This window comes from Pseudomonas guariconensis, assembly GCF_040822035.1.
In the GTDB taxonomy this organism is placed as follows: Bacteria; Pseudomonadota; Gammaproteobacteria; order Pseudomonadales; family Pseudomonadaceae; genus Aquipseudomonas; species Aquipseudomonas guariconensis.
In genome coordinates this window covers 424,315-438,498 of record NZ_CP162012.1, presented here as the reverse complement: position 1 = coordinate 438,498, position 14,184 = coordinate 424,315, and the positions used below count along the sequence as shown (strand labels likewise).

Annotated in this window: 10 protein-coding genes; all 10 read right to left on the bottom strand. The window is 63.7% G+C overall.

All coding sequences use genetic code 11. The features are described 5' to 3' along the window. Positions 1 to 31: 31 nt before the first annotated feature. Positions 32 to 829: a transporter substrate-binding domain-containing protein gene (locus tag AB1N67_RS01990; protein WP_043207344.1), complete on the bottom strand. Its 798-nt coding sequence runs from the start codon at positions 827 to 829 to the stop codon at positions 32 to 34. A gap of 247 nt (positions 830 to 1,076) precedes the next feature. After that, a complete protein-coding gene (gene mdoH, locus AB1N67_RS01985) occupies positions 1,077 to 3,650 on the bottom strand; it encodes a glucans biosynthesis glucosyltransferase MdoH (protein ID WP_102081308.1) in 2,574 nt (857 codons plus the stop codon). Next, a complete protein-coding gene (locus AB1N67_RS01980; RefSeq protein ID WP_367863497.1) occupies positions 3,643 to 5,364 on the bottom strand; it encodes a glucan biosynthesis protein G in 1,722 nt (573 codons plus the stop codon). Before AB1N67_RS01980 ends, mdoH begins: the two co-directional genes overlap by 8 nt. A 263-nt stretch (positions 5,365 to 5,627) precedes the next feature. Next, positions 5,628 to 6,065, bottom strand: coding sequence for a D-aminoacyl-tRNA deacylase (gene dtd, locus AB1N67_RS01975; protein WP_043207126.1), 438 nt, complete (start codon positions 6,063 to 6,065; stop codon positions 5,628 to 5,630). Then, positions 6,062 to 7,033: a prolyl aminopeptidase gene (pip, locus tag AB1N67_RS01970; protein WP_367863496.1), complete on the bottom strand. Its 972-nt coding sequence runs from the start codon at positions 7,031 to 7,033 to the stop codon at positions 6,062 to 6,064. Before pip ends, dtd begins: the two co-directional genes overlap by 4 nt. A gap of 179 nt (positions 7,034 to 7,212) precedes the next feature. Continuing rightward, positions 7,213 to 8,016, bottom strand: coding sequence for an N-formylglutamate deformylase (gene hutG / locus AB1N67_RS01965; RefSeq protein WP_090343280.1), 804 nt, complete (start codon positions 8,014 to 8,016; stop codon positions 7,213 to 7,215). 10 nt (positions 8,017 to 8,026) lie between these two features. Next, on the bottom strand, positions 8,027 to 9,232 hold the full coding sequence (gene hutI, locus AB1N67_RS01960; RefSeq protein ID WP_317848014.1) for an imidazolonepropionase: 1,206 nt from the start codon (positions 9,230 to 9,232) through the stop codon (positions 8,027 to 8,029). 15 nt (positions 9,233 to 9,247) lie between these two features. Next, positions 9,248 to 10,645: an amino acid permease gene (locus tag AB1N67_RS01955; protein WP_043207117.1), complete on the bottom strand. Its 1,398-nt coding sequence runs from the start codon at positions 10,643 to 10,645 to the stop codon at positions 9,248 to 9,250. A gap of 144 nt (positions 10,646 to 10,789) precedes the next feature. After that, a complete protein-coding gene (gene hutH / locus AB1N67_RS01950; RefSeq protein ID WP_043207115.1) occupies positions 10,790 to 12,322 on the bottom strand; it encodes a histidine ammonia-lyase in 1,533 nt (510 codons plus the stop codon). Positions 12,323 to 12,408: 86 nt separating this feature from the next. Next, entirely contained in the window at positions 12,409 to 14,082 is a 1,674-nt protein-coding gene (gene hutU / locus AB1N67_RS01945) for a urocanate hydratase (protein WP_090343286.1), read from the bottom strand. Positions 14,083 to 14,184 lie beyond the last annotated feature (102 nt).

Genomic DNA, 14,184 nt, shown 5'->3' with positions numbered 1-14,184 from the left:
CAGCGTGCAGCTTGCGGCTTGTAGCTACTGCTTATTCCATGTCCTTCAGCCAGTCTTTGTTCTTGAACCATTTGTCGTGAATACGATCGTAGGTCCCGTCGTTCTTGATCTGGTGCAGGAAGTTGTTGATGAAGTTGATGCTGTCGTAGTCGCCCTTCTTCAGACCGAAGGCAAGCGGCTCGTAGGTGAACGGCTCTTCGAGGAACAGCAGCTTGCCGGCACCGGCCTTCTCGACCGCTACCACGTTGTACGGGGCGTCGTAGACGAAAGCATCGGCCTTGCCGTTGACCACGTCCATCACGCCCTCTTGCTCGTTGTCGTAACCGTGATACTTGGCCTTGCTGATGAGTTTCTTGGAAACCATCTCGCCGGTGGTGCCGAGCTTGGAGGTGATGCGGTACTTCTCGTTGTTCAGGTCTTTGTAGGACTTGATCTCGCCCGCGAGTTCCTTGCGGATCAGCAGGGTCTGGCCGACGACGATGAAGGGTTCGCTGAAGTTCAGGCGCAGGTTGCGCTCCTGGGTCAGAGTCATGCCGCTGCCGATCATGTCGAACTTATCGGTCAGCAAGGCTGGGATGATGCCGTCATAGGCGGTGGAGACGGTTTCCAGCTTGACGCCCATGGACTTGGCCATGGCTTTGAGGATGTCCACCTCGAAACCGATGATCTCGCCACGCTTGTTGGTCATTTCGAAGGGCATGTAGGTCGGGTCCATACCGACCCGCAAGGTACCGCGTTTGACGGCGTCTTCGATGGCGCCCGCCTGGGCGGCGGTGACGGCGACCAGTGCGGTGACACCGACCAGCAGTCGCGACAGGTATTTCTTCATCATTACCAAGTCCCCTAGCAAAGTGTTGCGAATTTTATTGTTGGAAAGGTCGATAGACCGATACGCAATATCGAGAGGGATGCTAACGCATGCGCGGCCTAGGACCTAGAGCCGGGGGGGACATTGTTGGCCAAAATAGAGACACAGGCCCTGGCCGCAGGCTTCAGCAGCCTCCACAGGTTCGGTGAAGACACCGGAGGACTCTGGCGAAGCCTGGGAAAAGGGCCGCAAAGCGGCCCTTGGGGAATCAGGCGCCGACCAGTGAAGGCTGGGCCTGGTTTTCCGGGTGCAACGGCAGCAGCGGCGAGTGTGGATCGTTGGTGATGGAGCTGCGCCATACCCCGATCCAGGCCTCGTTGTTCGATGCCCATACCTGCTCATGCAGGCGCGAGAGCGCCACCGGGTCGCTCAGTAGCGCCAGGCGGGTGTTGCCATCCAGGCCCTTGGGCCCGACTTCCAGGGCCTTGGCCACACGCTCGATGCGCAACGCCTCGATCGGCGCGGCCTGACCATGGCGTGCGGTAGCCATGGCGCACGCCAGGGCGTTCTGCCGTGGGTCGACCACCGCACGAACGAAGCCGTCGTGCAGGGCATGCCAGCGGTTCTCATGGGTGTACTGATCGGTCGCCAGCAGCTCCTGCGGCGTCGCGTATTCCTCGGGGATGAGGAACAGCTTCTCGTCCTTGGCCGCCAGGCCCAGGCGCGTACGGCTGGAAATCACCGAGACCGGAATCGACAGCACCAGCGAGCCCACGATCGGCGCCAGCCACCACAGGAAGCTTGGGTTCAGCCAAGCCACCAAGGCCGCCCAGGCGATGCCCAGCAGCGTCTGCGGACCGTGGCGACGGACTGCCTCGCTCCACGGCGTGGAGTCGTCGTCACGCTGCGGCGAATTCCAGGTCGCCGCCCAGCCGAGGAACGCGGCCAGGACGAAGCGGGTGTGGAAAATCATCCGCACCGGCGCCAGCAGCATGGAGAACAGCATCTCGATCAGCATCGACACGGTGACCTTGATGCGCCCCCCGAACTCCGTGGCGCCCTTGGCCCAGATCAGGATGACGCTGAGCAGTTTGGGCAGGAACAGCAGCACGACGGTGGTGGAGAACAGCGCGATGGCCTTCTCCGGATGCCATTGCGGCCACAGCGGGTAGAGCTGGAACGGCTCGATGAAGTACTGCGGCTCCATCAGCGTGTTGGTCGCCAGCAGCGCGGTCGAGAGCACCAGGAAGAAGAACCACAATGGCGCCGACAGGTACGACATGACACCGGTCAGGAACACCGCGCGGTGTACCGGGTGCATGCCCTTGACCAAGAACAGTCGGAAGTTCATCAAGTTGCCGTGGCACCAGCGCCGGTCGCGCTTGAGTTCATCGAGCAGGTTCGGCGGCAGTTCTTCGTAGCTGCCCGGCAGGTCATAGGCGATCCACACACCCCAGCCGGCACGGCGCATCAGCGCGGCCTCGACGAAGTCGTGGGAGAGGATCGCACCGGCGAACGCACCCTTGCCCGGCAATGGCGCCAGGGCGCAATGCTCGATGAAGGGCTTCATGCGAATGATCGCGTTATGGCCCCAGTAGTGCGATTCGCCCAGTTGCCAGAAGTGCAGGCCGGCGGTGAACAGTGGGCCATAGACGCGGGTGGCGAACTGCTGCAGGCGCGCATAGAGGGTATCCATGCCCGAGGCCTTGGGCGCGGTCTGGATGATGCCGGCGTCCGGGTTGGCCTCCATCAGGCGTACCAGGCTGGTCAGGCACTCACCGCTCATGACGCTGTCGGCGTCGAGCACGACCATGTACTTGTACTCGCCCCCCCAACGACGGCAGAAGTCGTCCAGGTTGCCGCTCTTGCGCTTCACGCGACGACGGCGGCGGCGATAGAAGATACGGCCGAAGCCCTTGGTCTCACGGCACACGTCCAGCCAGGCCTGTTGCTCGGCCACGGCGATGTCAGTGTCGTTGGTGTCGCTGAGCACGAAGAAGTCGAACCGGTCCAGGTCGCCCGTGGCGGCCACCGACTCGAAGGTCGCACGCAGGCCGGCGAACACCCGTGGCACGTCTTCGTTGCAGATCGGCATGACCAGCGCGGTACGCGCCTGGGGCGCGATCGGCTCGTTGCCGGCGCTGCTGCCGGAGATGCGGTACTTGTCACGACCGGTGAGCAATTCGAGAAAGCCCATCAGCGCGGTCCAGAAGCCCGCCGACACCCAGCAGAACAGGATGCCGAACAGGATCAGGATGCTCGTCTGCAAAGCATAGGGCCAGACCTGCACCACCGACTCCCAGAGCGACTGGGCCATGATTTCGTCGAGCGAAACGAACGACCAGCCCTGGTACGGCAGGATGCCCTTCATGTACCAGCCGGCAACGAGGGTCTGCCCGATCATCAAGGCCAGGAGAATATAGCGGCGCAGGGAGCCGACCCGGCGCCAGCGGGCCGGTGGCAACTCGCGCTTGGGCGGTTGCGGTGCATTGGTGCGCCCGGTGAGCCGGCGCCACATGCGCACCAGGATGTTGGTGCGCCATGGCTCGGGGATTACGCGGGTACGCTTGATCGGCGGTGCGATCTTCAGGCACAGCCGGCCGCTGCCGTCGACGCCGAGCATTTCGGCGTCCTCGAGCTCGGCGGCGCTACCCACGGTCAGGCGTGGGCCCACCGAGGCCTGCACGGCCTCGGCGGGGTTGGCGGCCGGTCGGGCCGCCAGGCGTTGGTGCAGCTCACTGAACGATTGGCAGCTGGCGAGTTCCGCGCGCTGCTCATCGCTCAGGGGAAGGTGGGCCAGGTATTCGCCAAGCGATTCTGGCCGTGCGCTTGAGTTACTCATCGGCAGGCAACTGATAGCTCCAGGTCTCGGTCATCACTTTTTCGGTGGTGGCCGGTGCCCCGTTGGTGGGTGCCGCATCGGCGGCAGGTTGTTCAGCCTTGGCGGCTTTCTCGGCCTTGGCGTGCTTGGCTGCGGCCTTGTCCTGCTTGCCTTCCTTGGCCGGTTTGGCCGGTTCCACCGGAACGTCACGCACCAGTGCGGCGCGCATCTCGGTGGACTTGCTCGGATCCTTGACCTTCAGTCGCAGGGTCAGGCGCCAGCCCTTGGTTTCAGGGTTATAGCGCAGGTTGTTCTCGACCACCTCGGCGTTGTCGCCGACGCTGACCTGGCTGCGCAGGGCGGTGTCTTCCGGCAGGGCGGCCAGGGTCGGCCCCTCGAAGTCGACCAGGAAAGCCACGCTGCCATCGGCTTCGCGGATCAAATTGGACTGTTTCACATCACCAGTGGAGCGCATGGTCTTCTTGACCCAGCCCAGCTCTGGCGAGTGCAGTTGGGACTCGTTGATGGTCCAGCGCAGGCGGTACTCGAACTCTATCGGCTTGCCAGGCTCAGGCAGCTTTTCTGGGCTCCAGAAGGCCACGATGTTGTCGTTGGTCTCGTCGGCGGTCGGAATCTCGACCAGGTCGACGGTGCCCTTGCCCCAGTCGCCACGCGGCTCGACCCAGGCGCTTGGACGCTTCTGGTAGTTGTCGTCGAGGTCTTCGTAGGCGCTGAACTCACGCTGGCGCTGCAGCAGGCCGAAACCACGGGGGTTCTCCACGCTGAAGCTGCTCACGGCCAAATGCTTGGGATTGTTAAGCGGGCGCCACAGCCATTCGCCGTTGCCCGCGTGGATCGACAGGCCCTCGGAGTCGTGCAGGGCCGGGCGGTAATTGAGGACCTTGGACGGCTGGTTGGCGCCGAACAGGAACATGCTGGTCAGCGGGGCAACGCCCAGGCGGCTGACATGGTCACGCAGGAAGACCTTGGACTTGACGTCCAGTAGGGTATCGCTGCCTGGACGCAGGGTCAGCTTGTAGGCGCCGGTGGAGCGTGGCGAATCCAGCAGGGCGTAGATCACCAGGTGCTTGTCGGTCGGCTTTGGCTTTTCGACCCAGAACTCGGTGAAGCGCGGGAATTCCTCGCCCGACGGCAGCGCGGTGTCGATGGCCAGGCCACGGGCGGACAGGCCATACACGTGGCCCTTGCCGACGACGCGGAAATAGCTGGCGCCAAGCAGGGTCATGATCTCGTCCTGCTTGTCGGCCTTGTTGATCGGATAGAGCACGCGGAAACCGGCATAGCCGAGGTTTTCGACGGTCTTGGGGTCGTGCGGGACGTCACCGAACTCGAAGCGGCTCGGGTCGTACTTGATTTCTTCGACCTTGGTGGCGGTGACCTGGTTGATCTTTACCGGCGTGTCGAAGTGCATGCCCTGATGGTAGAAGGACAGTTTGAACGGCGTCTTGTCCTTGGCCCACTCGGCCTTTTCCTGGATGAAACGGATTTTCTGGTAGTCCCCGAACTTCATGTCACGGAAGACCGCTGGCAGGTTGCTCTTCGGTGCTTCGTACTTCTGACCGGCGAGATCCTTTGCCTTGGCTGCAACATCGTCAAGATTGAATGCCCAAAGCTGGCCAGCGCTCATCAGGCCAACCAGCGCGACGCCTGCCGCCAGGGCCTTGCGAAGCCGATTTCCGGGGATTCTTTGTGCAATACAGGGACTAACAATCACGAGCAACCCTCGCCGAAAACAGATCATGAAACCAACGGCCAGCGACCAATGCCGGGTTGGCGAGCACTGTTCGGACCCCGTAAGGGCCTAATGATTCCCCAAACGGTTCCAGACAGTGCTCGAGTCAGAGTGAAACGAGCCTACGAACGTAGGCTCACGCAGCGCGCGATTATCCAGCAGGGCGCGTTACAACGCATCAGGCTGAAACAACTATTTATCGTACAAACCCACTTGTTTTCCTTCAAACAAGGGGTTTTTTAACCTCATATTTGTAACATAAATGTTACGGGGCCATCATTGACCAAATGCACCTGCATGTCCGCCCCGAATCGGCCGCTGGCGACATCGCCATGGGCGGCGCGGGCCCGCTCAAGAAGATAGTCGAATATCTCGACGCCGAGCGCAGGCGGCGCAGCGGTGGAGAAGCTGGGACGCATGCCATTGCGAGTGTCGGCGGCCAGGGTGAACTGGGACACCAGCAGCAGGCCGCCGCCGATGTCCTTAAGGGACAGGTTCATCTTGCCCTGGGGGTCGCTGAATACCCGGTAGTTGAGCAGCTTGTGCAGAAGCTTGTCGGCGTGCTCACGGGTATCCCCCGGCTCGACGGCCACCAGCACCAGCAGGCCCTGATCGATCGAGCCGACGATCTGGCCCTCTACTTCGACGCGCGCACCGCGTACGCGCTGCAGCAGCCCTTTCATGCTTCTTCCAGAGGCAGGTCGAGCAGGCGCCGGGCCATCTGGTCGGCAGCGCGCACCAAGGCGTCGGTGATCCCCGGCTCGGAGGCGGCGTGGCCTGCGTCGCGGATCACCTTCAGCTCGCTGTTGGGCCAGGCTTGGTGCAACGCCCAGGCGTTATCCAGCGGGCAGATCACATCATAGCGACCATGGACGATCACTGCCGGCAAATGGGCGATCTTCGGCAAGTCGCGGATCAACTGGTCCGGCTCGAGGAAGGCATTGTTCATGAAGTAGTGGCACTCGATACGCGCGATGGACAGCGCGCGCTGCGGCTCGGAGAAGCGATCGACCACCAGAGGGTTGGGACGCAGGGTCGCGGTCCGGCCTTCCCAGGTCGACCAGGCCTTGGCCGCGTGCATCTGGGCAATCTGGTCGTTGCCGGTCAGGCGCTTGTGGAAGGCCTTGACCAAGTCGCCCCGCTCCTCCGGCGGAATCGGCGCGATGTAGTCCTGCCAATAGTCGGGGAACAGGCGGCTGGCGCCTTCCTGGTAGAACCATTGGATCTCCTGCGGGCGGCACAGGAAGATGCCGCGCAGGATCAGGCCATGAACCCGCTCGGGGTGGGTCTGGGCATAGGCCAGGGCCAGGGTGGAGCCCCAGGAGCCGCCGAACAGCACCCACTTGTCGATGCCCAGGTGCTCACGGATGCGCTCCAGGTCCTCGACCAGGTGCCAGGTGGTGTTGCTTTCCAGGCTCGCATGCGGAGTCGATCGGCCACAGCCGCGCTGGTCGAAGGTGATGATGCGGTAGAGGGTAGGGTCGAAGTAGCAACGGCTCTGGGCATCGCAGCCCGCGCCGGGGCCACCGTGGATGAATACCACCGGCAGACCTTCTGGCGATCCGCTTTCGTCTACATACAGCACATGCGGTGCTTCCACGGCCAGATCGTGCCGGGCGTAGGGTTTGATCTGCGGGTACAGGGTCTGCATTGCGCACTCCGTGTGAGGATTTAATCTGCCGCCTGGCATCATAAACCTGAATTGCGCTTTGAGCATGTGTCACGGTGAAACAGGTGGATGTGTGCGGGGCCGTTCGCGGGAATCCCCGCTTCCACGGCTCTGGCGATGAACCTGTGGAAGCGGGTAGACCGGCGAACAGGACAGCGGACCTACCGCCCGTAGCGCTCCCTGCCCCAGGCCAGGACGGCCTCGAGCAACTGCTTGAGCACCACTTGGGTCGGCTGGGCCAGGTCCTCGCGGTACTTGAACGGCTCGAGCTCTTCCATATAGGTGCTCTGCGCCAGCTCCAGTTGCACCGCATGGATGTGGTTCGCCGGATCGCCGTAATGACGGGTGATGTGCCCACCCTTGAAGCGCCCGTTGAGCACGCAGGTATAGCCCTGGGCCTGCGCGCAGACACCCAGCAGACGCTCGGCCAGGACCGGGTCACAGCTGGCGCCGCTGAAGGTCCCCAGGTTGAAGTCCGGCAGCTTACCGTCGAACAGGTGTGGGATGACCGAGCGGATCGAGTGGGCATCCCACAACAGGGCATAGCCGTGAATCTCGCGCAGGCGCGCGAGCTCCTGGCGGATCGTATCGTGGTAAGGACGCCAGATGTGCTCCAGGTAGCCTTTGCGCTCATCAGCTGAGGGTTCCTGGCCCGCCTTGAACAACGGCTCACCCTCGAACAGCGTCGCCGGGTACAGGCCTGTGGTGGCGCCGGCGTACAACGGTTTGTCGTCATCCGGGCGGTTCAGGTCGATGACGAACCGCGAATACTGGGCGGCCACCACGCTGGCACCCAGGTCCCTGGCGAAATCGTACAGACGTGGGATGTGCCAGTCGGTGTCTGGCAGGCTGCGCGCCTGCTCGACCAAGCCGTCACGCACGGCGTCGGTCAGGCCAAGGCCTGCGTGAGGCATGCTGATCAGCAGCGGCAGCTGGCCCTGGTGAAAACTCAATACCTTGTCCATGTGCCCTCACTCAGTTGGATATCTCATGACCCAGGCGCACCACCCGCTTGGGCAGGTCGCCGCCGAGCCAATAGCTCAGATCCGCCGGGCGCTCGATCTGCCAGGCGATGAAATCCGCGACCTTGCCCACCTCAAGCGAGCCATGGCTTTCGCCTAACCCCAAGGCCGTGGCCGCATGCACGGTCACGCCCGCCAGGGCTTCTTCAGGCGTCATACGGAAGCAGGTGCAACCCATGTTCAGCATCAAGCGCAACGACAGCCCGGGCGAGGTGCCCGGATTGAGGTCGCTGGCAAGGGCGATCTTCACGCCATGGCGGCGCAAGGCATCCATCGGCGGCAACTGGGTTTCGCGCAGGAAGTAGAACGCGCCCGGCAACAGCACGGCGACAGTGCCGGCCTCGGCCATGGCGATGGCGTCTTCCTCGGTCATGAACTCCAGGTGGTCGGCCGACAGCGCCTGGTAGCGTGCCGCCAGGCTCGAGCCGTGCAGCGACGACAACTGCTCGGCATGCAGCTTGACCGGCAGGCCCAGTTCACGTGCCTTGATGAAGACTTTTTCGACCTGGGCCGGCGAGAACGCCAGGTGTTCGCAGAAGGCATCGACGGCGTCCACCAGGCCCTCTTCGGCCAGGGCCGGGAGCATTTCGTCGCAGATATGCGCAACGTAGTCATCCGCCCTGCCAGCATATTCTGGCGGCAGGGCGTGGGCGGCAAGGCAGGTGCTGCGCACGGTCAATGGCAGCTCCTCACCCAGACGCCGAGCGACCCTGAGCATCTTGCGCTCGTTGGCCAGGTCCAGGCCGTAGCCGGATTTTATCTCCAAGGTGGTCACGCCATCGCGCATCAACGCCTTGACCCGCTGACGAGCACTGGCCAGCAGCTCGTCTTCGCTGGCCGCGCGGGTCGCCCGTACGGTGCTGGCGATACCGCCGCCGTTGGCCGCGATCTCGGCATAGCTGACGCCCTGCAGGCGCTGCTCGAACTCACCGCTGCGATTGCCGCCGAACACCGCATGGGTATGGCAATCGATCAGGCCCGGGGTGACCCAGGCGCCGCCCAAGTCCACCGTGCGCTCGGCATCGACCACGGGCACCTCGCCACGCGGGCCGATCCACTCGATCAACCCGGCGTTGGTGACGATCGCGGCGTCCTCGATGATCGAGTAAAGGCCCTGGGCCATTGTCGCCACGTGGCAGTGCTGCCAGAGGGTTCTCATAAGCGTTCTCCGTGACTAGCGGTGCAGCTCGGCCGGCTCGCGAACCCGTTGGCCCTGCCCTGCCCGTGGCTTGCACCACAGCAGGTAGGAGGCCACCAGGAACACCACCCAGATCACGCCGACGATCAACGCGGCCTGAGTGTCCGGGAAGTAACCGAGCACACCAAAGATGAACAACATGAAGGCAATGGCCATTGCCGGCCCATAAGGCCAGAACGGTACCGGGAATTTCAGCTCGGCGATCTGCTCGCGTGTCATGCTGCGGCGCATGGCCACCTGACTCATCAGGATCATCAGCCATACCCACACGGTGGCGAAGGTGGCGATCGAGGCGATCAGCAGGAACACGTTCTCTGGGATCACGTAGTTGAGCACCACGCCGATCAGCAACGCAGCGCCCATCACCAGCACGGTCATCCACGGCACGCCGTGCTTGGACAGCTTGCCGAAGCTACGAGGCGCATGGCCTTGCTGGGCCAGGCCATACATCATGCGGCCAGCGCCGAAGATGTCACTATTGATGGCCGAGACGGCCGCCGAAATCACCACGATGTTCAGCACCGCGGCCGCCGAGCCGATGCCCAGGTTGCTGAAGATCTGCACGAACGGGCTGCCTTGGCTGCCGATCTGCGGCCACGGGTAAAGGCACATCAGTACGAACAGGGTCAGCACGTAGAAGAGCAGGATACGCAGCGGTACAGCGTTGATCGCCTTGGGAATGACGCGTTGAGGATCTTTCGCCTCACCGGCGGTGACGCCAATGATCTCGATGCCGCCAAAGGCGAACATCACCACCGCGAAACAGGCGATCAGACCGCTGATGCCGTTGGGCATGAAGCCGCCGTGGCTGAACAGGTTGCTCACACCGACAGTGGCACCAGTGCTGGCCTGGCCCATGCCGAAGATCATGATGCCGAAACCTGCCAGGATCATCGCCACGATGGCGCCGACCTTGAGCAGCGATAGCCAGAACTCCATCTCACCGAAAACCTTGACGTTGCACAGGTTAAGGCCGCCGATGATGAAGACGATGCCCAGCACCCAGATCCAGCGGGCTACTTCCGGGAACCAGAAGCCCATGTAGATCCCGAACGCGGTGACATCGGCGATGGCGACGATGACCATCTCGAAGGCGTAGGTCCAGCCGAGGATGAAGCCCGCCATGGGGCCGAGGTAGGTACTGGCGTAGTGACCGAAGGAGCCGGCCACCGGATTGTGCACGGCCATCTCGCCGAGGGCCCGCATGACCATGAAGACCGCCGCGCCACCGATCAAGTAGGCCAGCAGCACTGCCGGGCCGGCCATCTGGATGGCCGATGCCGAACCGTAGAACAGCCCGGTACCGATCGCGGAACCGAGCGCCATGAAACGAATGTGCCGAGCCGTTAGCCCGCGCTTGAGACCTTCTTGCATTTCGCACCCTTATTATTGTTCTGCCGGTGATGGCTACAAGGGCCGCTTCGCCTCCCATCGCAGGCTTCGCCAGCGCCTCCAGGCAGTTGCGATCCTGCGGGCGCTGGCGAAGCCTGCGATGGGCCGCGAGCGGCCCCGAGGGTATTACAGGCTGGGCAGTACGCCAGCTGGCAGCAGGCCGGTCAGGCAACCCTTGGCCAGCAGCTCGGCAGCGGCTTCGATGTCCGGCGCGAAGAAGCGGTCACGGTCGTAGTGCGGGACTTCACGGCGCAGGGCCAGACGGGCCTGCTCCAGCTTGGCGGAGGTCTTCAGGCCTTCACGCAGGTCCAGGCCCTGGCAGGCGCCCAGCCACTCGATGGCGAGGACGCCACGGGTGTTTTCGGCCATTTCCCACAGACGCTTGCCGGCGGCCGGCGCCATGGACACATGGTCTTCCTGGTTGGCGGAGGTCGGCAGGCTGTCGACGCTGTGCGGGTGCGACAGGGCCTTGTTCTCGCTGGCCAGGGCGGCCGCGGTGACCTGAGCGATCATGAAGCCGGAGTTGACGCCGCCGTTTTCCACCAGGAACGGCGGCAGCTGGGACATGTGCTTGTCCATCATCAGCGAGATGCGGCGTTCACTCAGCGCGCCGATCTCCGCAATGGCCAGGGCGATGTTGTCGGCGGCCATGGCCACAGGTTCTGCGTGGAAGTTGCCACCGGAAATGACGTCACCCTGGGCAGCGAAGACCAGCGGGTTGTCCGACACAGCGTTGGACTCGATCGCCAGCACTTCGGCGGCCTGGCGCAGTTGGGTCAGGCAGGCGCCCATGACTTGCGGCTGGCAACGCAGGGAGTACGGATCCTGGACCTTGCCGCAGTTTTCGTGGGAGCGGGACACTTCGCTGGAGTCGCCCAGCAGGTCACGGAAGCAGGCCGCGGTGTCGATCTGGCCGCGCTGGCCACGGACTTCGTGAATACGTGCGTCGAACGGCGAACGCGAGCCTAGGGCCGCTTCGACGGTCAGGCTGCCACAGGCGATGGCTGCGGCGTACAGGTCTTCGGCATGGAACAGGCCGCGCAGGGCGTAGGCGGTGGACGCCTGAGTGCCGTTGAGCAGGGCCAGGCCCTCTTTGGCAGCCAGGGTCAGCGGCTCCAGGCCGGCGACGGCCAGAGCCTCGGTGGCAGGCAACCACTGACCTTTGTAACGTGCCTTGCCCTCACCCAGCAGGACCAGCGACATGTGCGCCAGCGGTGCCAGGTCGCCAGAGGCGCCGACCGAGCCCTTGAGCGGGATGTGTGGATAGACTTCGGCGTTGACCAAGGCGATCAGCGCGTTGATGACCTTGCGACGGATGCCGGAGAAGCCGCGGCTGAGGCTGTTGATCTTCAGGACCATGATCAGACGCACCAGGTCGTCGTCCAACGGCGCGCCGATACCGGCGGCGTGGGACAGCACCAGCGAGCGCTGCAGGTTTTCCAGGTCATGGCTGGCGATGCGGGTCGAAGCCAGCAGGCCGAAACCGGTGTTGATGCCGTAGGCGGTGCGGTCTTCGGCAATGATCTGCTCGACGCAGGCAACGCTTGCGTCGATGGCCTGGTCGGCGCTGGCATCCAGTTGCAGGCGCACGGGCGCTGCATGGATGGCCCGTAGTTGGGCCAGGGTCAGGGTGCCGGGCTTGAGAGTCAGTTCGGTCACTTCGCTACTCCAATTCGCATGGGGCCCGCAGGCCCCTTCTTGTTTTCAGTATCAACGTTGTTCGGCAATTACCAAAGGAACGTCGATCAGCCCGTGATCATGGGCAGGTCCAGGCCCTGCTCCTTGGCGCAGTCGATGGCGATCTGGTAGCCGGCATCGGCGTGACGCATCACGCCAGTCCCTGGGTCGTTGGTCAGCACGCGAGCGATACGCGCGGCCGCTTCGTCGGTACCGTCACAGACGATGACCATGCCCGAGTGCTGGGAGAAGCCCATGCCCACGCCACCGCCGTGGTGCAGCGAAACCCAGGTGGCGCCGCCTGCGGTGTTGAGCAAGGCGTTGAGCAGTGGCCAGTCGGAGACGGCGTCGGAGCCGTCACGCATGGCTTCGGTTTCGCGGTTCGGGCTGGAGACCGAGCCGGAGTCCAGATGGTCGCGGCCGATGACGATCGGTGCCGACAGCTCGCCGCTGCGGACCATTTCGTTGAACGCCAGGCCCAGCTTCGCGCGCAGGCCCAGGCCCACCCAGCAGATACGTGCCGGCAGACCCTGGAAGCTGATGCGCTCGCGGGCCATGTCCAGCCAGCGGTGCAGGTGGGCGTCGTCCGGGATCAGTTCCTTGACCTTGGCGTCGGTCTTGTAGATGTCCTCGGCGTCGCCGGACAGCGCCGCCCAGCGGAACGGGCCGACACCGCGGCAGAACAGCGGACGGATGTAAGCCGGCACGAAGCCTGGGAAGTCGAAGGCATTGGCCACGCCTTCTTCCTTGGCCATCTGGCGGATGTTGTTGCCGTAGTCGAAGGTCGGCACGCCCATTTTCTGGAAGTCCAGCATGGCTTGTACGTGCACGGCCATGGACTGCTTGGCGGCCTTGACCACCGCAGCGGCGTCGGTCTGGGCGCGGTCGCGGTACTGCTCCCAGGTCCAGCCGGCCGGCAGGTAGCCGTTGAGCGGGTCGTGGGCGCTGGTCTGGTCGGTGACCATGTCCGGGCGCACGCCCCGCTTGACCAGCTCAGGCAGGATTTCAGCAGCGTTGCCGTGCAGGGCGATGGAGATGGCCTTGCCTTCGGCGGTGTACTTGGCGATGCGCGCCAGGGCGTCGTCCAGGTCCTTGGCCTGCTCGTCCACGTAGCGGGTCTGCAGGCGGAAGTCGATGCGGCTCTGCTGGCATTCGATGTTCAGCGAGCAGGCGCCGGCCAGGGTCGCGGCCAGTGGCTGGGCGCCGCCCATGCCGCCCAGGCCTGCGGTCAGGACCCATTTGCCGGTCAGGTTGCCGTCGTAGTGCTGACGTCCGGCCTCGACGAAGGTTTCGTAGGTGCCTTGGACGATGCCCTGGCTGCCGATGTAGATCCAGCTGCCGGCGGTCATCTGGCCGTACATGGCCAAGCCTTTGGCGTCCAGTTCGTTGAAGTGTTCCCAGTTGGCCCAGTGTGGCACCAGGTTGGAGTTGGCGATCAGCACGCGCGGGGCATTGGCGTGGGTCTTGAAGACACCGACCGGCTTGCCGGACTGGACCAGCAGGGTCTCGTCGTCTTCCAGGCGGGTCAGGGTCTCGACGATCTTGTCGTAGCACTCCCAGTTACGTGCGGCACGGCCGATACCGCCGTAGACCACCAGCTCCTTCGGATTCTCGGCGACCTGAGGGTCGAGGTTGTTCATCAACATGCGCAGCGGCGCTTCGGTCAGCCAGCTCTTGGCGGTCAGCTTGTTGCCACGCGGGGCGCGGATTTCTACGTCACGGTATTTGTTGTTGTCGGTCACGGGAATGTCCTCTGCGGTCAGGTCGACGGCGGTGTGTCGATGTGAATATACAAACACACCTTTACTTGTATGTACAAGCATGGACAACCAAATTTTTCGTAC

Excerpts from the sequence above, each read along its gene's own strand:
- AB1N67_RS01990 (WP_043207344.1), bottom strand. The coding sequence starts at position 829 with ATGAAGAAATACCTGTCGCGACTGCTGGTCGGTGTCACCGCACTGGTC.
- mdoH (WP_102081308.1), bottom strand. The coding sequence starts at position 3,650 with ATGAGTAACTCAAGCGCACGGCCAGAATCGCTTGGCGAATACCTGGCC.
- dtd (WP_043207126.1), bottom strand. The coding sequence starts at position 6,065 with ATGAAAGGGCTGCTGCAGCGCGTACGCGGTGCGCGCGTCGAAGTAGAG.
- pip (WP_367863496.1), bottom strand. The coding sequence starts at position 7,033 with ATGCAGACCCTGTACCCGCAGATCAAACCCTACGCCCGGCACGATCTG.
- hutG (WP_090343280.1), bottom strand. The coding sequence starts at position 8,016 with ATGGACAAGGTATTGAGTTTTCACCAGGGCCAGCTGCCGCTGCTGATC.
- hutI (WP_317848014.1), bottom strand. The coding sequence starts at position 9,232 with ATGAGAACCCTCTGGCAGCACTGCCACGTGGCGACAATGGCCCAGGGC.
- AB1N67_RS01955 (WP_043207117.1), bottom strand. The coding sequence starts at position 10,645 with ATGCAAGAAGGTCTCAAGCGCGGGCTAACGGCTCGGCACATTCGTTTC.